Consider the following 20449-nt stretch of genomic DNA (forward strand, 5'->3'; position numbering starts at 1 on the left):
TTGAGGCATGACGGACTCGCGTGACTTGGACCTGCCCCTCGGTTATCTGGCCCTTCTCGATGATCTGAAGGAAACTGTCAAAGCGGCCAGGACCAAGGCACTACGTACGATTAATACCCAGCTCATCGAGTTGTATTGGGCTATCGGCCAAGGGGTCCGGCAGCAGCAGGAACAGCAGGGCTGGGGGAGCGGGGTGATCAAACGCCTCTCGGAGGATCTACGCCGGGAGTTCCCTGACATGAAGGGCCTCTCACCCCGCAACATCCAGTACATGACAACTTTCGCCGCAATGTGGCCCGAGGGGGCAATTGCGCAGCAAGCTGCTGCGCAATTGCCGTGGGGACACATCATGGTCCTGCTCGACAAGAAGCTCGAGCCACAACTCACCGACGCCTACGCTGCAGCAGCCGTGGAGTACGGGTGGTCACGCAACGTCCTGCTGAACATGATCATGAATAAGACTCTGGAACGCACAGGGAACGCCCCATCGAACTTTGCGCAGCAGCTTGCTGCGCAATCTTCTGAACTGGCCCAGCAGATGTCCAAGGACCCCTACAACTTCGAATTCCTCGGGCTGTCGGGCGAAGTCGCCGAACGGGACCTGGAAAATGCGCTGACCAGCCGCATCGCCGAAACCCTCCGAGAGCTCGGCCCGGGGTTCTCGTTCGTTGGCCGGCAGGTGCACTTCGATGTTGACGGCGATGACTACTACGTCGACATGCTGTTCTTCCACATGGACCAGAACCGGTATGTGGTCATCGAGCTCAAGACAGGAAAGTTCCAGCCAGAGTATGCCGGCAAGTTGAACTTCTACGTCGCCCTGGTCGATGACATGCTCCGCCGCGAGCACCACAACGAAACCATCGGCATCCTTATCTGTGGCACCAAGAACGACCGCAGCGTCCGGTACAGCCTCGGCCGCTCGACCTCACCCATGGCAGTCGCCGCCTACACCTACGACAAACTGCCCGCAGACGAAAAAATCGCCCTGCCTAACGAAGGACACGTTGTCGCCGCACTCGAATGGGCAGAAGCAACCACAGAATCCGAAGACTGAACGACGCCGACAGCGATGGTCAACGACTAGAACTCATCGGCAGTAGGCTTGTGAGTCCTTGTGAGTCTTGTGAGCCCTCCCGAACTCCTCCAGTAGCCGCAGCTCGCCACAGTTTGACAGGCGTTTCCCGAACAGCTGTACGCCGATAAGCACCCGTATGTCACGCTGCCGTCAGGAGCAGGCAGGGTGTCAGGTTGTGTTCAAAGAGTTCCTTGAGCAACTGCCCGTGAATGAGAATTCGGACTCTATTCTGACGACTCTTGGCCACCTGTCTGACATCAGGCTGGGGTGTGCTTGAGTCTGATACGCGGAGCCCGCGCACTTGGCCTGTTTCCCGTCTGGTGCAGGTCGCGTAAGCCGAGGGTTGAGGGGGCGTCCTAAAGCGCTCCTCGGCTCATCTTCTGTCTTACCGCTATGTCTCGGTGATGATTGCGTATGCATGGCTTTTGTCGGAGTTACGAGACAGTGCCGTCGTTGCAACAAGGCCGGATGATGGTCTGACGGGCATGGCTTGAAGATCAGTTAGATCGAAAAACTGTTGAGACGCGGATGGCGTTCCGACCTTGGCCTTAGTCAGGCAGCTTGCGGCTCGCCACCTCTGGTGTCTTCCTTGCCCGTTCCGCCTAGGAAAGAGACCCGGCGGTGACTTCATGCAGTGGTCGCTGTAGACGCAGTGTCCTGGTTTGCAGCGGACTCAGCCTCTTCGTAGGGGGGCAGCCGGAGCAAGGCCACGGCCGCGAGCAGAACCACCGCAGCTACGCCGAAGTAGAGTTGCGTGGGGTTCCACCCGTTGTCGAGCAGGGCGCCGACCACGATGGGAGCGAGGATCGCACCGGCCCGGCCGACGCCGATGCCCCAACCCACACCCGTGGTGCGGACACCGGGCTCATAGATCATGGGAGCCACGGTGTAAAGACCGGCGATGCAACCGTTGACGAGCATCCCGACGACTACGCCGGAGGAGAACGCCAGCAGCGGCAACGAAGTGGTGGTAATGAACAGGACGAGGGTCACGGCGGAGAGCACAGTGAAGGCCATCAAGGTCCGCCGCTCGTCCCACCGGGTGGTGAGCCCGCCGTAGAGCAGCGAGCCAAAGGTGCCGCCCATGGTGAGCATGAGCCCGCCGATGATGCCCTGCTGCTCGGTCATCCCTGATTCCACGAGCAGGCGGGGAGTCCAGGAGTTGGCGAAGTAGAAGCCGAACATGATGACGAAGAAAGAGATCCACAGCAGGATGCTGGCTGTGCGGTACCGGGGGCTCAGGAGCGTGGCCACGCTGCCCTGCTGCTTGCCGGTGCTGAGGTGGGCGGGACCGAGGTCGACATCGCCTTCGAGGCGCAGGCGCTGGGCTATGCGCTGGAGCTTCTCGGCTGCCTTCTCTGGCCGTCGGGTGCGGAGGTAGTCGACGGACTCGGGCATGAGGGCGACGACGAGGGCGATCGCCACGAGGGTCAACAGGCCGCCGGTGAGGAATACGGAGCGCCACCCGAAGGCGGGGATGAGCTGGGTCGCGCCCATGCCGCCGAGTGTGGCGCCCACACCGTAGCCCGCGGTGAAGATGCTGACGGCCATACCGCGGCGGCCGGCGCTGGCGTACTCGCTCGTGATCACGGTAGCGGAGGCAAGAATCCCCCCTACGCCCAGCCCGGTGACGACCCGCCACAGCCCAAGCTCGAAGGCCGAGTTCGCTGTTGTGGACAGGAACAGGCCGACGGCGTTGATCGCCAGTGCCACGATGAGGATCTTGCGTCGGCCGTAGCGGTCCGCGAAGGGTCCGAGGACGAGCGAGCCCACGGCCATGCCGATCAGGCCCGCGCTGAGCAGCCAGCCTAGCTGGGCGCCGGAGAGTTCGAACTCCTTGGACACGGACGTCGCAGTGAAGGCCATAGCCAGGACATCGTAGCCGTCAAGGGCGTTGAGGAAGGTGGTCACCGCGATGATGAGCCACTGGTACGACGACATCTTGGACGCGTCGATCTGGTGTCGGATATCCATTGGAGTGATGCCTCTCAGGGAACGTCGATGGTGAGGACGGCGGGACGAGGTGCCGGGACTGTGCCCGGCTCTGCAGCGACCACGCGCGAGACGCAGCAGCACATCTTGGTGTTGGGTTCCTTCTGCCGATCCGAGTAAAAGACGTCGCGGTGGTCGACATGCCCGGCGAGTTCAAGGATCTTGACCTGGCACAGGCCGCACTCGCCCTTGCGGCAATCTGACATCATGTCCACGCCCTCGCGCTGGAGGGCCTCGAGCACGGACTCGTCGGAGCCGACAATTGTCTCAACCCCCAGTCGAGGGATGCGGACGGTGAACGGTTCTGCCTCGTACCAGCCGCTGTTGCCGAAGGTTTCGTAGCGCAGGTTCGTGGGATCGAGCTCACGCTCGGTCCATGCGCGGCGTACGGCATCCATGAGCCGGATGGGTCCGCACATGTAGAGCTCGGCGTCATCGGGGGCTGAGCCTACGAGGGCGTGGACGTCGAGGGAGGTGCCCTCCGCGTCGACGTGTGCCTCCAGGTGGTCCCCGTGAAGGGCGGCGAGATCGTCGAGGTAGGCCATCGCGTCCCGGGAGCGGGCCACATAGACCAAGCGGTAGTCGGCGCCGAGGCGCCGCAGCATGGCGGCCATCCCGGCGATTGCGGTTATGCCGATGCCGCCGGCAAGCAGGACGTAGGAGGGGGCTCCGATCCGCAGCGGGAAGTTCTGCAGCGGCTGGGTGATCTCCAGGCGCTGCCCGGGTTGGAGTGAGTGCATGAACACGGAGCCTCCCCGGGAGGTGGGGGTGCGGAAGACGCTGAGGGCGAGGTGCGTGCCATCGTCGGCGGCGTTGACCAGGGAGTATGAGCGGACGTGCTGCTCGCCTTCAATGGTCGTGCGGACGTCCACGTGCTCGCCCGGGCGCACATTGCACGGGCGGTCCGGGCGCAGAATGATGCGGCGGATGTTCTCGGCTACGTCGGCTACCGAGTCGACGACGGCCTGCTGCCAGATGATTTTGTGGGAATCGGCCACGATGGATCTCTCCCTGCTCAGGCGGTCGGCAGGGCGGCGAGGCGGCCCTCGGCCTCGAGGGCGCGCTCCAGGAGCCGGCGTACCCACATTCCGCCCATGTCGATGTTGAGGTTGTAGAACTCGTAGTCCGGGTTGGCGTCGATGGCCGCCTGCTGCGCAAGAAGCATGGCCTCGTCCTCTCCGAAGACCCCGTGCACGCCGTTGCGCAGCTGCGTGGTGATGAGCTGGCTCTCCAACCGGTAGTTGCGCATGAACGCCCAGAAGTAGTGGCAGGAACGTTCAGTCTCCGGCGTGATGGTGTTCATCACGTAGCCGTTCACCCCGCGGGAGCGATCGCCCTCGGGAGCTCCGGTCCCGGCCGCGGCGACTCCGACGTCGATGCAGATGGTGGACGGGAAGTAGTAATGGATGATCTGCCAGCGGTCCACCTTTCCCTCGAAGTCCGGGAACTTGTCGCGCATGTTCTTTAGCCAAAACGGCGGCGCATCAATGTTGCGCATCCAGCGGGTGACAGTGACGGATGCCTCGTCGTGGGTCACCTCGAACTCGGACTCGGACAGTTCCTCTTGCCCGATCGAGGAGCTGTGCACGAACTCCTCGTGGGTGAGGTCCATAAGGTTATCCAGGACCAGCTGGTAGTTGCACGGGGCGTGGATGGTCTCGCCGTCCCCCGCCCACTCGGAGCTCTCCAACTGGTGCATGTCCGGCAACAGGCCCGGGTCGGCCTTCGTAGGGTCACCGAGCCACACCCAGATGTAGCGGTAGCGTTCCACCACGGGGAAGGAGGGCACGGTGGCCGAGGGGTTGAGGGTCTCTTGCGCGGGCATTGAGGTGCACCGGCCGGCGGCGTTGTAGCGCAGGCCGTGGTACGGGCACTGGATCTCGTCGCGGCCCACGAGTTTACCCTGGGACAGCGGGGCAAGACGGTGCCAGCAGGCGTCGGCCAGCGCGACAGCGCGGCCATCCTCGGTGCGGTAGAGGGCCAGAGGCCTGCCCGCAACAGTGCGGGCCAGGATCCCCTTGGCGGTGATCTCGTGGTCCCACCCAGCCACGAACCACGCGTTGAGCGGTGAGGGCAGGAGCTTGGCGGTGGTCGTGGTCTTCGTAGCGGAGACGGTCATGAAGCGGTCCTTCGTCGTTGAGCGGGCCGGACAGGGAAGCCACTAGCTATGTAGATAGTTATTTAGTGGCGTGGACCACATACTATCTATGTCGATAGTGATTTGCAAAGCTGTTTTTGAAGCTAAACTGGGAGGGAACGCATTGCCGATCTGGAAGGACTGCTCGTGACCCTTCGCTCGGCTCTGCTGGCGCTGCTGTCCTCAGGTCCGCTGACGGGCTACGACTTGGTCAAGCAGTTCAGCTCCTCGGTTGGCCACGTCTGGCATGCTCCCGACTCGCAGATCTACCCGGAGCTGCGGAAGATGCACGCCGAGGGCTTACTCTCCAGCAGGCCTGTGCCGTGGGGCACGCGCGGAGCCACCAAGACGGAGTATGCCCTGACGCCCGCGGGCGAGGCGGCTCTGTTGGAGTGGCAGAATCAGCCATTGACCTACGTCCGCGACCGGGACCCCGCCCGTCTCAAGGCCGCCTATTTTGAGTGGGCACCGACGGGAGTGGCGGCAGCACAGCTGCGAGCCCACATCGCTCATTACGAGGAACAACGCCTCCAAACGCTTCACATGATCCAGGCTCTCGAGCAGCGTACGCATCCCACTCTTGCCCGTCGCCTCACCCGGTATGCCGAAGAGGAACAAGAGCAGATCGTCCGCTTCAAGATCTTCGCTTATGAAGGCCAACTCGCGCGTGCCGAGCAGGAAATCGCCTGGGCCAAGCGCGGCTTGGAAATACTTGAGGAGATGGAGAAACCCGGAAAAACCGGTCCGGTTAGGGAGAGGTCTACCGTGCGGAGCCCTCCCCGCACCCGCTCCTGATCCTGCCCGCCTCCTCAGTCCCCATAACGGGGCAAACAGCGCGCAGCTGCGCCCGAGCCCACATAGGCGGATCGTCCCAGGAGCGGGGTTTCCGGGCGGTGGCGCAGACCTTGCTCGTGCCTCGGCTAGGGACCGCGGACGAAATGAGTTGCGATTAACCGTTTTTCGTCGGTCGGTTGCTGAGCCGATATCGAGGCCAATCGGGTTTGCGTATTCCGGATAAAGCAGGCTGCCAAGCTCAGCCGGGTCAGATAGGTTTGTCTTCGAGGCTTCCCCCTTATCATTAGTGGATGGAAAGAGTTCTTCGGGAACTGGCGCGTTTTGATACCTCGGGAGAGAGCGCCCTGCCGATCATTGCTGCTTTCCAGCACATCGCTGAACGGGCTGTATGGGACGAATCAGACGTTCTGACCGCGATGTCTCAGTACTCCGGTTACCCGGCGCGTATCGCACTCGGTGGAGGAGTGTATCTTCGGGCTGAAGTCGATGGAAGACTCTCGCACGATGCGACACCGCCCCATGAGCGGTGGCCGGCTGAGCGGACAAGCGGGGATGACGCCGACAGCGTCTGGTTGGAGCGTGTCGGTCCGGTCACTCTTATCGAAGCCGTGATCCTCCACTCGTCAGCAGAACTTCTTCGTAAGCTTCGGGAGCGAGCCGCAGCCGGGCATTCAACGGAGTTCGATGATCCTCTCGCAGCCATAGTCGCCACCGCTGATCTCGCGCTTACTGAGCGACTGTTGCAGCGACTAGGTATTGACCCCGCGGCGGAGTGTGTCGCAATCGCTCAGCCGGGGCCTACCGTGGGCCTGCAGATTACTGTCGGTGACGCTGTGGCCGCGAACCGGTCCGATTCCTTGGGCCGTAGCGACCGGTTCGGTGTCGTACGCACTGGAATCGGGATTCCTGTTCAGGCCATTCGCTTCTCTGAGTCGTGGAAGACCGCGTTGACGGCACTTTCGCTAGCGTCTGAGGGGAGTGATTTCGATCCCGGAGCTACTGTGGTGCGATACGAAGATGTTGCTCTCCTTGCCCGCCTCACGGAGGCCAACGGTCTGATCGACAGCCCAGATGTCGCTGGAATCACCCGGCTCTGTATAGAGGTCCCGTGGGCTGCACGAACCCTTGATGGTATTGCTCGACAGACAAGCCTTCGCCTGGTGGCCTCGATGCTGTTCACGCACCACTCGACGGTCCAGGCGCGTCTCGCCATTTTGGAGGACCGACTTGGGTGGGAAGTCACCACGGCCGACGGCAAACTCCGGCTCCAGCTCGCGCTTGCTGCGCGCAGATTTCTTCTGCACGGCCTCGAAGTAGGCCCGCCGCGCTCGGCATTCGCGCCCGTGCCGTCCGCCAAGTGGCGACCGTAAACCGCCACTTGGCGTGCTCCGGGGGCTGTCATTCGATTGCGTCGTTTGATGAGATGAAGTTTCCATCGTTCAACGCGACCTTCACGTCCTCTGATCCGACGCAGGTCGCGCTTCGCAACTGCGTTTTAGCTCAAAGCGGCTGCGTTATGACTCAAAGGAGAGTTCATGCCTTCATCTACCGGAAACGTGCGTCAAGACCTCCGACGCTGGATCGATCCGGCCCATAACCGCCGGCCCCTTGAGAACCCGGGGGATCTAAACCCCGAGACTCTCAATGCGGCGATAGCTGACGTGGGCAATGCGACGGTCACATCAGTGAGTGTGAACACCAGCGGCTCTTTCGAATCTCCGCTTGGCCCCATGATGGATCTCCCCGATTTCGTTGATATTCGCGTGTCAATCACCAGCCCGCAGGGGCGCGACGCCCATGTCTATCTCTGGGCCCCTCTTGACTGGAACGAGCGTTTTCTCGGCATAGGAGGCGGAGGCAGCCGCACGCTGGCGCAGTGGTTGACACCAGAAGGAATGAGAAGCCCGACTCTCCGTGACGGTGTCCGCAACGGGTATGCCGTTGCCACCACTGATGGAGCGAATCGGGATGAACGTTTCGGAGCCTGGGGCTTGGACCTTGAGACCGGCGAGATCGATTTCGATCGCGCCGACAATTGGCACGTTCGAAGCAACCATGAGATGGCGGTCGTCAGCAAACGCCTTATCGAGCGGATCTACGGGAAGCAGCCGGACTATTCCTACATGATGGGCGCGTCAGGCGGCGGACGACAGACACTTATGCAGGCGCGGGAACACCCTGAAGACTTCGATGGGTATTGGGCCGATTGCCCAGCGATCAACTGGACCAAACTGCACGTGGCGCAGATGTGGCCTCCGCTGGTGATGAAGGAACTTTCGAATCCAGTCCCGCTGGCCAAGATGGAGGCATTCCGGCGCGCGGCGATCAGTGCGCACGACGCTCAAGACGGTCTTGTAGACGGAATCATCGCAAGGAGCGATTTTCCATCGTGGGATGCCCGCTTGCTGGTCGGTGCGTCGACTGCAGCAGGCCCGATCACAGAGCGCGACGCGGAGGTCATGAACCTCATCTGGCAAGGCCCACGAACATCGCAAAGCGAGTGGCTCTGGTACGGCCCTCCCATCGACTCCGAGTTCGCCGGGGGAGGGCCCCTGGGGATTGGTTTGGCAGTTACGGCAATGGTTGAAGGGGTTCTCACCCCCGTCCCCTTCTCCCTGGCAACGGATTGGATTGGGAGCTGGGTCCTTCGCGACGCCGACTGGGACTGGACCACTCTGACCTTCGAACAGTACGAAGAGATCTTCGAGCGAAGTGTCCGGGATTTTGAGGCTTACGATGCCAGCAATCCGGACTACAGCGATTTTGTGGGAAGCGGTGGAAAGCTGCTGCTTTCTCACGGGACTGCCGACGAGGGTATTCCTGCTCAAGGAACGGCCAGGCTCTACACAGCCATCCGGGACACGCTCGGAGGCGACGTCGCCGATGAGCACTTCCGCTTCTACCTCACTCCCGGCGACGTGCACGCAACCCTGTACGGCAATGGCCCTGGCCTGAGCCTCGCCGCTGGTATGGAAGCGCTCGTTGCCTGGGTCGAGAGTGGGGAAGCACCTGATATCCTCACCGCGATCCGTACGGACCCTCGCACTGAAGAGACGACAATGGTGCGTCCAATCGCCCCGTATCCCTTGAACGGGAAGTACATCGGAGGCGACCCGGCGGCATCGGAAAGCTATCGTTTCTCCTGATCTGAAGTGCGCCATGGGTTAGTCGTATGCGCTCCGGCGGGGCGCCCCGGTCCGGGGGCCCGCCGGGGGGCCGCCGGGNNGGCGGGGGGGGGGGGGGGGGGGGGGGGGGGGAAGAGGGGGGGGGGGGGGGGGGGGGGGGGGGGGAAGGAAGGGAGGGGGGGGGGGAGAAGGGAGGGGGGGGGGGAGGAAGGAGGGGGGGGGGGGGGGAGGAGGGGGGGGGGAGGGGGGGGGGTTGCGGGCCCCCCCCTCCCCCCCCCCCCCCCGGGGCGCCGCCTGGTAGGCAATATCCGGCTCCGGCCGGGTCACCCGCTGGCGATGTCGAGCGGGATGACCGTTGCAACTCGGTGAGGGCTCATCGGTGGGCCGCACGATCGCCTTGAGCGTGCAACTGCTCAATTGCTCTCAGGCCTGACTAGTCTTCTTTGGGCAGTGCGGGACGGCCGAATGCTGCATAGCGGAGCGCCTCAGGGCTCTCGGCCTCGGGCGGAGTCGCTAGATGAAACGCTGAGCATGTAAAAGGCTCCGCATCTTCTGTCAGGCACTGGAGCCGGAGGCAAAAGATGGGACATATCCCGCTCCATGATCGTTCCGTACGGGAGGTCCTGGCTAAATGAAGGCTGAAAGAGCACCGGTCATGACGCCGCCACGCTTTGCCACCATCGCCTCGGACGACGGGGGTAGCTATACGTGATTTGCAGGGCAGTCTGGGGGCAACTACCGCCGTTCCGCCGGTTCCGGACAGCGGGGAACGCCGGGGCAGGCCTTCCGATTGCTACAGGGCGGTGATTCTAAGCAGCAGTGCGTGCTCGGGGTTGAGGACGGGCATGGGCAGTCCGACCTCGGCCAGGAAATGACCGCCCGCAATGGCGCTGTCCGCAAGCCAGGCCGGGGGTTTGACCTGCGCGAACGTGTGCGAATAGTCGGCGTCACCCGGGGCCGGGAAGACAGGCTCCACACGGTACTCCCGATCCGGCTCCAGACCGGGGATGAAGACCCGTCCCGGTTGTTCCGCGGGGCCGGTGCGTGTGCGGACCAGGGCGAACAGTGCCGCCGTGGAGCCCGGAGGAACGGTGGCCCCGGAGGCATCGCTGGGGGCCACGACGCCATGCAGCATCAGGGATTCGCCGGGCACGTCTGAGCGGACCATGCGGCCCGAGTGAATGAGGCCGCGGTGTTCCTTGTAGAGGGCGATGAAGCGTTTGAGTTCCTCACGCTCGGGGCCTTGGACCCCGCGGACGTCCCATTCCATGCCGAAGTGGCCAAACAGCGCCGTGATGGCGCGGAACGACAGGTCGTGGGTGCGGGCGTGGTGTGCGAGGTGGTGGGGCCGACGTGTGCGCCTACGAGTTCGGGCGGGACCACCAGCCCGGTCCAACGCTGGATGGCCTGCCGTTCCAGGGCATCGTTGCAGTCCGAGGCCCAGATACGGTCGCTGCGTTCCAGGATGCCCAGGTCCACACGGGCCCCGCCGGAGGAGCAGCTCTCAATTTCGACGCCGGGATGGGCCTTCTTGAGCTCGTCAAAGAGCCGATAGGCGGCCAAGGTCTGTTCATGGACCGAGGAGTGGCCGGCATGGCCGTGCTCCAGGTGGTCTCTGTTCTGGTCCCACTTCAGGTAGCTGATGGTGTTCTCCCGCAGCAGGGCCTCGAGGCGGTCGAAAATGTACTGCCACGCCTCAGGGTTAACGAGGTCGATCACGTGCTGGTTTCGCCATTCGATGGGCAGGCGCCCGCCGTCCTTGTGCGATGCTGCGGCGGGACCGACGATCCAATCGGGGTGCGCGCGGACAATGTCAGAGTCCAGGTTGACCATTTCCGGTTCCACCCAGAGCCCGAATTCCATCACGCGCGACGTCACTGCGTCGATTAGGGGTGTGAGGCCATCGGGCCAGAGGATTTCGTCGACGTACCAGTCGCCAAGACCGGCATGGTCGCCGCGGCGCCCGCGGAACCACCCGTCGTCGAGCACGAATCGCTCGACGCCGAGCTCCGCGGCGGAGTCGGCCAGCTCGATCAGGGTGGCAAGGTCGTGGTCGAAGTAGACCGCTTCCCAGGTGTTGAGCACCACGGGGCGGGGCTTGCCGGCGGGCAGGCCGGTGGACGCGGCGGGGAGCACGTGGTGCGGGCGGGACCGGAACCAGCTGTAGAACGCTTCGCTGATGCCGTCCAGACCGCGGTCCGAGTACGCCGCGAACAGTGCCGGCGCGGTGTAGCTTGCGCCGGGTGCAAGGATGATCTCGGCCGGGCCGAGGAGTTCGGAGCCGCCGATCATGGTGCGGCCATCGCCGATGCTGTCGGCGAACTGTTCGTGGTTGCCGCTCCAGGCCAGGTGGGTGGCCCAGACCTTTCCGTGGCGGTTGCCGAAGCCTGCGGTGCCGGCGGCGAAGAGCAGGGAGGAGTCGTGTCCGGTGCGGCCGTGCCGGCCGGTGCGGACCCAGGTGCCCTGCTGGATGGGGCGGCGCTGCGGGTGGCGTTCGCGGCACCAGCGGCCGGTCAGGTCAAGGAGTTCGACGGCGTCCGGCGCCAGCGGCAGGACAGTTGCCAGCTCGTCGAGCTGGTAGGGTGTGGCGCCGTCATTTGTGAGGGTATGGCGCAGCTCCAGCAGCCCGCCATCGTGCAGTGTCAGTGTGGACGAAACCGTTATGCCGGCGTCGGAATCGGACTGGACGATGTGCGCGGAGTTGCCCTCCTGTCCGGCCGTTACAACACGGAGGCTGGCCGAGAAGTCCAGACCGGATACGCCATCGGCGAAGCGGTGGCCACGGAGGGCGGGACGGCCTCGCCAGCTGGAGGATGCTTGGGGCAGGAGTCCTGCGGGCACGGTCGCATCGGCGGACGACGGCGGGATGGCCGGCGTGAGGATAGCGAGGTCCGGAAGGGTGCTGCCAAGCTCCGTGCCCCAGTGGATGACCTCGGCTTCGCCGCTGTCGAAGCTGATGACCAGGCTGGCGCCGGCGGAACGGAGGTGGAGGGGTTCCATAAAATGCGGTCCTTCGGAGTGGGAGTGATTGGGTAAGGCTGGGCGTCTGGGGCGGAAACGACGCCCGTGGCGTGAACTATGAATGGGTCGCTATTGAGAGGACGTTGACTGGTTTATTAGCTTGGGTGATGTCTGGTTCGGCTGCGAATTCGTCGATGGCCGTGAGTTCCTCGCCGGTAAATGCGAGGTTGTTGATGGCGGATAGCGTGTCTTCCAGTTGTTTGACGCTGGATGCACCCACGAGGGCCGAGGTGACGGGTGATCCTTCGGGCTGATCGCGCAGGATCCAGGCGATCGCCATCTGCGCCAGGCTCTGGCCGCGGCCGGCGGCGATCCTGTTGAGCCCGCGGACACGGTCAAGTTTGTCCTCGGTCAGGGCAGATTTGGACAGGAACCGTTGTTTGGCCGCCCGCGAATCGGCCGGGATGCCGACCAGGTAGCGGTCCGTCAGCAGGCCCTGTGCCAGCGGGGAGAACGCAATGGAACCGGCGCCCACCTGGTCCAGTGCCTCATACAGGTTTGGCGAGCCGTTCTCTGTCCACCGGTTGAGCATGGAGTAGCTGGGCTGGTGGATCAGCAGCGGCGTCCCGAGGTCCTTCAGGATCCGGGCTGCTTCCAGGGTCTGCTCCGGGGTGTAGGAAGAGATGCCGGCGTAGAGCGCCTTGCCGGAGCGCACGGCGTAGTCCAGGGCGCCCATGGTTTCCTCCATGGGCGTTTCCGGATCCGGGCGGTGGCTGTAGAAAATGTCCACGTAGTCCAGGCCCATGCGCTGCAGGGACTGGTCAAGACTGGAGATCAGGTACTTGCGGGAGCCCCATTCCCCGTTGGGGCCGGGCCACATGTAATGGCCGGCTTTGGTGGAGATGACCAGTTCGTCGCGGTAGGGCTTGAAGTCGTCCTGCAGGTGCCGGCCGAAGTTCTTCTCCGCCGATCCGTCCGGCGGGCCGTAGTTGTTGGCGAGGTCGAAGTGGTTGACGCCTAGGTCGAAGGCGCGGCGGAGAATGGCGCGCTGTTCGTCGAAGCGCTTGTCATCGCCGAAATTGTGCCACAGGCCCAGGGAGATGGCGGGAAGTTTCAGCCCGCTGCGGCCGACGCGGCGGTAATGCATGGATTCATAGCGGTTGGTTGCAGCCGAATAAGTCATCGGTGCCTTTCTGCCTGCCGCTGGAAGAAGCGGTCCGGCGCACGGGGAGGGAAGTCTGACGGCAGGAATGAACCGGGGTGGGAAAAGGGTCAACCCGGGAGGTCAGCAGGTACGTGAGGGCCACAATAGAGCCAGGGTGGAACTGGCTGCTTGGTGCAGACAGTTGTACTGAGATGCTTTGAGCGAAGCCCAGGCTGCTGTTCGCGGCGGGTGTGCAGCCTCTTGTTATCCGACGCTGCACACCCGTTTGCAGTCCGTTATTCAGCCTCGACGGTGAGCGTGGCCCGGTAGGCCGCCCAGTGCTGTGCTGTTGTGTGCAGGGACGCGGGTGGGATTGGTTGTTCGCTGGGGTCGGGTACGTCGAGGCGGTCGGTGTAGTAGAGACTGGGAACCCCGAGCCCGGCTTGTGCCGAGGTCCAGCTCCGGTAGGCGGCTTGGCTGGGCAGGGCCCACCCGTCGGTGTCGATCAGCAGTTCCGGGCATGCAGCGGTGGCAACGCGGGCCCGGTAGCTCATGGTGTCGACGACGCCGGTGCCGGGGGTGGAGTCTGTTGGTTCGGCGTGGCCGCCTCGCTGGTCGAGCATGAGGACGTCGTTGAGCCGGAGCATGTCGGTCACGTCGCGGAAGCCGGGGTCTGGTGTGTGGGTGACCACGAGGGCGTCGGGGTTGATGTCTTTGACGGCCTGGTACAAGACTGCAAGCAGTTCGTGGAGCAGGTCGATTCCCCATGACGGCCCGGCGTGGGTGAGTGCGGATCCGGCGGGGGTGGAGGCGGTGAAGTCTACTTTGATCCCGTCGGCACCGAGCTCGCCGATCATGGACCGTGCTGCTTGCTGGATCAGGTGCCGCCCAGCCGGTGATTCGGGGTCGAGGGCGACGGGCTGACCGGTGTGGTCACGGACGCAGGCTTCCGGTGGTGCGCCCTCGGTGTCCCAGGCCTTGTACCAGAGCAGGACCCGCTGGCCTGCATCATGCCGTTCCCGGATCCAGCCGGCCATGTCCGGCCACTTCTCGGTGTCAGGCCGGCAGGTGGCGTAGTCCTGCTGCCATTTGTCGTCGATGACGATGGTTCCGGGCACGATGCCGTGCATGGCAAGCGTGTTGAGATACCCGTCGTAGTCCGTCTGCCGTGCGCGGTCGACCGCTGAGCGATGGCCGCCGATGGCGGCCATGGCCTCGGCGTTTTGGGCCCCCCAGCCGCAGAACATCGGTTCGATCCACGCTGGTGAGGGCGGGGCTTGGGTGCGGGCGGGCAGCAGACCTCGTGCGTCGAGTAGCTCGCGGTAGCGTTTGAGCCCGTCATAAGGGTTATCGGCCAGGAACAGCAGGAGTGTGGGTGTGCTGAAGTGGCCCTCGGCTGAGGTGTGTCCGTCGTAGTCGTAGCGCAGGGAGAAGCCCGGGGTGAGGGCGTCGTAGGTGAGCTGGGTGAAGGGTCGCCGTTTGGATGCGACACCGATCATCAGGCAGGGCCCGCCGGATGCCTGACTCGCATCGGGGTCGTTGGGGGAGAGGGCCAGGCATAGTGGGGGTGGGGTGAAGAGCCATCGTCCGACGCCGGGCTGGCCGCCGTCTCCGACGACGCCCAGGGCTGCGGATTCCGCCGCCGGGCGGTGGACTTGCCATGGCCGGTCCGGGTTGGGGGAGAAGACGGTGCTGTGCAGCAGGTCGCTGGGAAGCAGACCAGAGCCCGCCACGTGGGCGCCGAGCTGGCGGATGGACGTGATGCGGCCGGTGCCCTGGACGGTGGTGGTCAGTTCGAGAGCGTCGTCTTGGGCGCTTAGCTGCGTATGGTGACGGTCCCATAGTGAGCTGGCGGCCGTGATTCCCACCCGGGTGAGGTTCCCGTCGTGGGTGTTGATGTCGACGTCTGTGACACGGATTTCGTCAGTGCCGGCGGTGGTGTTGATGCTGGCAATCAGGCGAAGGCGCGCCAGGGATGCGCCGTCGGGGGTGGCCAGGGTGAGGACCTGACGCGCGGGGTCGATCGAGATCTCCATCCCGGCGGCCAGGAGTGGACGTGTGCTGCTCGCGTGCAGGTCCAGGGTCAAGGGGTTTCTCCGTTGGTTGAGGTGTGGTTTTCGGCTGCTTTTCGTCCTGTGGGATGAGCCTTTCCTGGTCATGCTTTTCAGGGGAGGCCTGTTCCCGTTGCGGGTTAACATTCCTGTCTTTCCTGGATGGTGCCGAAGGGGACATCCCCGTGGAGTTGGACAGTGAAATCACGGGCGGAATGCCGGGCAACGAGGATTCCTTTGCGGCCGCGGCTTGGGGACCGGGCCGCGAGGATGTCCACCGCTTTGTCCAGTTGTTCCTCTAGTTGGCTGCGTTTCTGGATGCGAATGTGGAGGAGGTCTTTAGTTGATGGGTCGGTGTACATGGTGGTCCTGTGGGGTGGATCGGCTGTTGCGCCTATGGAAGGGGCGGAACCGGACCGGTCCGCCCCTTCCATAGGCCTCGGATGGTTACTTGAAGAGGGCGTTGACTTGGTCGTTGGCCTGGGTGAGCGAGCTGGCGGGGTTTTTGCCTGCCACGACAGCGTCCACTGCAGGTTTCATGATGCCTTCGACTTTTGGTGCCTTATCGGCGATGGGGAAGAGGAACGTGGCGCCATCCTGCACGGGCTGGGTGAAAGGCGTGACGTCGACACCCTTGGCCTGGAACGCTTCGGCGGCCTTTTCGGAGGAGGTTTTTACGGCGGGGAAGACGACTGCCTTGGACGCGACAACGTCCTGGCAGGCTGCGGATCCAAGGTATGCCACGAACTTCGCGGCCGCGGCAGGCTTCTTCGTGCCGGCCCAGACCGTGTCTCCGAGACCGTTCAGCATGGATGCCCGCTTGCCGTTGACGCCGGTGGGGGTGGGTGCGATGCCAAGGTCGATGTCTTTGTAGCTGGTGTACTGGCCGATCGTCCAGGAGCCGTTGACGTTGATTGCTGCCTTGCCGGCGGCGAAGATGTCGGCGGTGCTGGCTCCGACCGTCGTTTCCAGCTTGGGCATGTAGCCTTTTTCGATCAGGCCGGCGTACCAAGCGATGGTCTGCTGGAACTTGGGGTCGTCGTAATTGAAGTCGGTGCCCCAGGGGTTCTTGTCAGTATGGGTCCAGCCGGTGGTGCCGGTGAGGTAGCTCCACTCGGTTTGGCCCAGGCCGCCGCCTGCACCGTTGAGGCCCAGACCGTAAACGGCGACGTTGTTCTTGTCGAAACCGGGTTCGTCGCCGCGTTTGCCGTTTTTGTCCACGGTCAGGTGGGCGATGGTCTTCTCATAGGTGCCGCCGTCCTGGGGGTTCCAGCTGAGGTTTTTGATCTGGTCTTCGCTGATGCCTGCGTCGGCGGCCATCTTCTTGTTATAAAAGATGGCGACGGTGTCCCAGTCTTTGGGCACCCCGTAACGCTTGCCGTCTTCGCCCACCCAGAGGTCGGCCAGCCCTTCGTTGTAGATCGACGGGTCAAATGAGCCCTTGTCAAGGGCCTCATCAAGCGGCAGCAGTTGCTTGGTCTTGACCAGTTCCGGGTACTTGGTGAGGTGGTTGACGAAAATGTCCGGGGCATTCCCGGCGACGAAGTTGTTGGTGAGGGTACCCCAGTAGTCGTCCCAGCCGCGCTGGGTGACTTTGACGGTGATGTCCGGGTTGGCTTTGTGGAAGTCATCGGCGCACTGCTGGTAGGCCGGGCGCTGGTTCGGATCCCAGAGCCAATAGCTGAGCTCACCTTTTGCCTCCTCTGACGAAGTGCCTCCCCCGCTTCCGCAGGCGGACAGGGCCAGGACGGCGGCAGCCGCAACAGCGATGGCGCTGGCTGATTTCTTTTTCATGGTGGGTCCTTTCAGGACAGGGTGGGGCGCACCGGACGGGGTTGCGCTGGGTTTTTTGTGGTTTGGAGCTGCTCCCGCGGGGTTATTTGATGCCGGAGAAGCCAATGGAGTTGACGATCTTTTTGCCGAAGGCGATGAACAGCAGGAGGATCGGCAGGGCTGAGACGAGGGTCGCGGCCATCAGGCCGGACCAGTCAGGAGCGCCTTGGGGGGCCTGGGCCTTGAAAACTCCGAGTCCGACGGTGAGGACCCTCAAATCGTCCTGGTTGGCGACCAGGAGCGGCCAGAAGTATTCGTTCCACTGGCCGATGAAGGTCAGCAACGCGAGAGTGGCCAGGGGCGCTGCAGCGTTGGGAAGGACGATCTGGAAAAAGATTCGCAGGTGTTTGGCGCCGTCGAGCATCGCTGCCTCTTCGACTTCCCGGGACATGTTCAGGAAGAACTGCCGCAGGAAAAAGATCGCGAACGGGCTCATGAACAGGTAGGGCAGGACCAGACCAATCAGGGTATTGAGCAGCCCAAGGTTTTTAATGAGCAGGAAGTTGGGCAGCGCGGTGAAGATGCCCGGGACCATCATGGTGGCCAGGAACAGGCTGAAGACCGCGTTCCGGCCTTTCCAGCGCAGCCTGGCGAAGGCGTAGGCGGCCATCGCACTGAAGAACAGCGCACCAACGGTGGTGATGGTGGCGAACAGGACGGAGTTGCGCAGGTACAACCAGAAGTCGATGTGCGCTCCGGAGCCGCCCTCTGCCATTGCTTCTTCGGCTGACTGGAGGCCAAACACCCGCTTGAATGCGCCAAGATTGAAGTCGGCCGGCAGCAGGTTCGTTGCGTTGCTGGCCAGGGAACCGTTGGTGGACACGGAGGTCCTGAGAACCCAGTAGAAGGGCAGCACGGAGAAGGCAACGGCGAGGATGATCAAGGCCCAGGACGCCGCGCGGCGTACTGTCACGGGTTTGCGGTTCCGCTGCGGGCGGGCAGGACTGGGGTGGTTGGTGGCGGTCATGGTGGGTGTCCTTAGTCCAGGTCCGATTCGTTGCCGCGGAGGAACTTCATCTGCACGAAGGCCACCACGGCGAGGATGACGAAGAGGATGACGGCGAGGGCGGATCCGTAGCCGAAGTCCGACTCGGTGAAGGCCTTTTGGTAGATGTAGAACTGCAGGACCCGGCTGGCGTTGACCGGGCCGCCCTGGGTGGTCACGGCAACGGTGTCAAAGATCTGGATCGATCCGATCGCGGTGACGATGACGACCAGCGCGATGACCGGGCGCAGCAGTGGCAGGGTGATCCGCCACAGGGTTTGGAACGGGGAGGCGCCGTCGAGGTCAGCCACCTCGTAAACCTGGCGGGGAATGGCCTGGAGCCCGGCGAAGATCAGCAGTGCAGTGTAGCCGACGTGGCGCCACGTGTTGATCAGGGCCTGGGTGGGGATGGCCCATGCCTCGCTGCCGAAGAACGCTACCCGCGGTAACCCGACGGCTTCGATGAAGTGGTTGATGATGCCGATCTGGTAATCGAGGAGCCAGAACCAGAGCAGTGCGGCGATCACGTTGGCCATCAGGTATGGCAGCAGCAGCGCCCCCCTGATGACGGTGGACTTGGCGACCCGGTGCATCAGTAGTGCCAGGCCTAGGGCCAGAACCGTCTGAAGGACCATGTTGATCAGCACGTACTGGCCTGTCACCGCCAGTGCATTCCAGAACAGCGGGTCTTTGGCGATCGCGGCGTAGTTCGCCCCGCCCACCCACTCCGGTTCGCCCAAGAGGCTGTACTCGGTGAAGCTCAGGTAGGTCCCCCGTACCGCGGGGACTACGTAGAACATGATGAAGCCGATCAGGGCCGGGGCAATGAAGAACAAGGCGGTCCGCAGGTCCCCGTGGTTCCGGCGCCAGAAGGGTTTCCCGGCCCGTCCCGGTCGGTCATGGAGTGCTGTGCCGTCTCTGGCGGCCCGGCTGGCGGCAGTGGTGGTCATCGTCGATCCCTCTCCTGTGAGGTAGGTAACACTTGCCGGATACTCTACGCGCGTTGCGTCGCTTGTTGCAAGAGACTTCCTTATCTTTCACAGATCCTAGAAGAAAACGCGCAACTACTTGACGCGCGTAGAATCGTGGTCCATGCTTTTTTCCATGACTTCTTCAATTGGAATCGTTGGTGCAGGACAGTTCGCAGGCGTTTTCGCCAAGCTCTTCGCTGCCCACCCCGGAATCTCAGATATCTACTTCACCGACCTCATCAGTGAGCGTGCACAGTCGCAAGCCAGCAGCGTTGGGGCTGCAGGGACTTTTGACAGCTTCGAGGCAATGCTCGAAAGCGACGTCGACGCGGTTGCGATCTTCACCCAGCGCTGGACCCACGGACCCCTCGTGGTGCAGGCGCTGCGGGCCGGCAAGCACGTCTACTCAGCCGTGCCGATGGCCATCTCCGAAGCAGAGATCGCGGAAATCATCGACACGGTCCGGGAAACCGGGCTGACGTACATGATGGGCGAGACCAGCTACTACAACCCCGCTACCGTGCTGGCCCGCAAGAAGAATGCAGAGGGCGCCTTTGGCCGGATCTTCTACGCAGAGGGCGACTACGTCCACGACATGGACCTCGGCTTCTACAACGCTTACCAGTTCAGCGGCGGAGAAAACTGGAAGACCACCGCCAGCTACCCGCCGATGCTTTACCCCACCCACTCCGTGGGCGGAGTGCTCGGAGCTATCGGCGGTCACGCCGTCAGCGTCAGCTGCGTCGGGGTCCGGGACGAGCGCGGCGACGGCGTCTTCGACCGCGAGGTGAGCATGTTCGACAATGACTTTTCCAACGCCAGCGCCCTGTTCGAACTCGCCGGCGGCGGGTCCATGCGTATCAACGAGTTCCGCAGGGTGGGCTACCCCTGCCACCTGCGGGAGAGCCGCTTCCGCTACTTCGGCACCGAGGCAAGCATGGAACAGCTCGCACTGGTCAGCGTCTGGCAGGACAAGCAAACCGTGACCGACATCAGTGACCAGCTTGAGACCCAGGCCACCATGGACGCGGATGACCCCATGCTGGCAGACGTCGCCCCCGCACTGCGCGATGCCTTTATCTCCGGCATGGCGTCCGTGCACGACGCCGGGCGCCTGCCGGCGGAGTTCCGCGGCCTGCCCAATGGCCACGAGGGAAGCCACCACTTCCTCGTCGATGACTTCGTCACTGCCATCAACACGGGCACGCTGCCTCCGGTCAACGCTTGGGAAGCGGCCCGCTACACGCTTCCCGGCATCGTTGCCCACCAGTCCGCACTGCGCGGCGGCGAACGCCTGCCGGTGCCCGACTTCGGCGACGCCCCCGTAGAGCTGCCCCGCCCGGCACTTCGCGAATCCGCCCAGTGAATCCCCGTTAG

13 protein-coding genes and 1 pseudogene are annotated in these 20449 nt (G+C 63.6%); 5 read left to right on the top strand and 9 right to left on the bottom strand.

All coding sequences use genetic code 11. The features are described from left to right. Window positions 1-7 precede the first annotated feature (7 nt). A complete protein-coding gene (locus tag ACLRGI_RS03765; protein WP_419200372.1) occupies window positions 8-1057 on the top strand; it encodes a PDDEXK nuclease domain-containing protein in 1050 nt (349 codons plus the stop codon). 648 nt (window positions 1058-1705) lie between these two features. On the opposite strand, the gene ACLRGI_RS03770 is transcribed toward ACLRGI_RS03765, so the two are convergent. The 3 genes from ACLRGI_RS03770 to ACLRGI_RS03780 are packed head-to-tail and all read right to left on the bottom strand — an operon-like array spanning window position 1706 to window position 5189. Further along, the gene (locus ACLRGI_RS03770; RefSeq protein WP_419200373.1) at window positions 1706-3052 is read right to left on the bottom strand and encodes an MFS transporter; all 1347 of its coding nucleotides are present in this window, start codon (window positions 3050-3052) and stop codon (window positions 1706-1708) included. Window positions 3053-3066: 14 nt separating this feature from the next. Beyond that, window positions 3067-4068 carry a PDR/VanB family oxidoreductase gene (locus tag ACLRGI_RS03775; RefSeq protein WP_419200374.1) on the bottom strand — a complete coding sequence of 334 codons (1002 nt, stop codon included), beginning with the start codon at window positions 4066-4068 and terminating at the stop codon, window positions 3067-3069. Between the two features lie 17 nt (window positions 4069-4085). Continuing rightward, window positions 4086-5189, bottom strand: a complete 1104-nt coding sequence (locus ACLRGI_RS03780) for an aromatic ring-hydroxylating oxygenase subunit alpha (protein WP_419200375.1) — start codon at window positions 5187-5189, stop codon at window positions 4086-4088. A gap of 165 nt (window positions 5190-5354) precedes the next feature. Here ACLRGI_RS03780 and ACLRGI_RS03785 point away from each other — a divergent pair, with 165 nt between their 5' ends. The 3 genes from ACLRGI_RS03785 to ACLRGI_RS03795 all read left to right on the top strand — a co-directional run bounded on the left by ACLRGI_RS03785 (window position 5355) and on the right by ACLRGI_RS03795 (window position 9148). Continuing rightward, window positions 5355-6002, top strand: a complete 648-nt coding sequence (locus ACLRGI_RS03785; RefSeq protein ID WP_419200376.1) for a PadR family transcriptional regulator — start codon at window positions 5355-5357, stop codon at window positions 6000-6002. A gap of 290 nt (window positions 6003-6292) precedes the next feature. Continuing rightward, window positions 6293-7372, top strand: a complete 1080-nt coding sequence (locus ACLRGI_RS03790; RefSeq protein ID WP_419200377.1) for a helix-turn-helix domain-containing protein — start codon at window positions 6293-6295, stop codon at window positions 7370-7372. Window positions 7373-7537: 165 nt separating this feature from the next. Beyond that, entirely contained in the window at window positions 7538-9148 is a 1611-nt protein-coding gene (locus tag ACLRGI_RS03795) for a tannase/feruloyl esterase family alpha/beta hydrolase (protein ID WP_419200378.1), read from the top strand. Between the two features lie 772 nt (window positions 9149-9920). Here the strand turns inward: ACLRGI_RS03795 and ACLRGI_RS03800 are convergent. From ACLRGI_RS03800 to ACLRGI_RS03825, 6 genes and pseudogenes are all read right to left on the bottom strand, one after another. Continuing rightward, window positions 9921-12127, bottom strand: a pseudogene (locus tag ACLRGI_RS03800) (alpha-galactosidase). A gap of 76 nt (window positions 12128-12203) precedes the next feature. Continuing rightward, window positions 12204-13271, bottom strand: coding sequence for an L-glyceraldehyde 3-phosphate reductase (mgrA, locus tag ACLRGI_RS03805; RefSeq protein WP_419200379.1), 1068 nt, complete (start codon window positions 13269-13271; stop codon window positions 12204-12206). Window positions 13272-13528: 257 nt separating this feature from the next. After that, window positions 13529-15319, bottom strand: a complete 1791-nt coding sequence (locus tag ACLRGI_RS03810; RefSeq protein WP_419200380.1) for an alpha-amylase family protein — start codon at window positions 15317-15319, stop codon at window positions 13529-13531. A gap of 411 nt (window positions 15320-15730) precedes the next feature. Continuing rightward, entirely contained in the window at window positions 15731-17077 is a 1347-nt protein-coding gene (locus ACLRGI_RS03815) for an ABC transporter substrate-binding protein (RefSeq protein ID WP_419200381.1), read from the bottom strand. Between the two features lie 82 nt (window positions 17078-17159). After that, window positions 17160-18083 (bottom strand): carbohydrate ABC transporter permease, encoded by a 924-nt coding sequence (locus tag ACLRGI_RS03820; RefSeq protein ID WP_419200382.1) that lies wholly within the window; start codon window positions 18081-18083, stop codon window positions 17160-17162. 11 nt (window positions 18084-18094) lie between these two features. Further along, on the bottom strand, window positions 18095-19051 hold the full coding sequence (locus tag ACLRGI_RS03825) for a carbohydrate ABC transporter permease (protein WP_419200383.1): 957 nt from the start codon (window positions 19049-19051) through the stop codon (window positions 18095-18097). A 154-nt stretch (window positions 19052-19205) separates the two neighbouring features. Between ACLRGI_RS03825 and ACLRGI_RS03830 the strand changes: the two genes are divergently transcribed. After that, window positions 19206-20438, top strand: a complete 1233-nt coding sequence (locus ACLRGI_RS03830; protein ID WP_419200384.1) for a Gfo/Idh/MocA family protein — start codon at window positions 19206-19208, stop codon at window positions 20436-20438. Window positions 20439-20449: the final 11 nt, after the last annotated feature.

The organism is Paenarthrobacter sp. PPS72 (genome assembly GCF_048537125.1).
Taxonomy (GTDB): Bacteria; Actinomycetota; Actinomycetes; order Actinomycetales; family Micrococcaceae; genus Arthrobacter; species Arthrobacter nitroguajacolicus_E.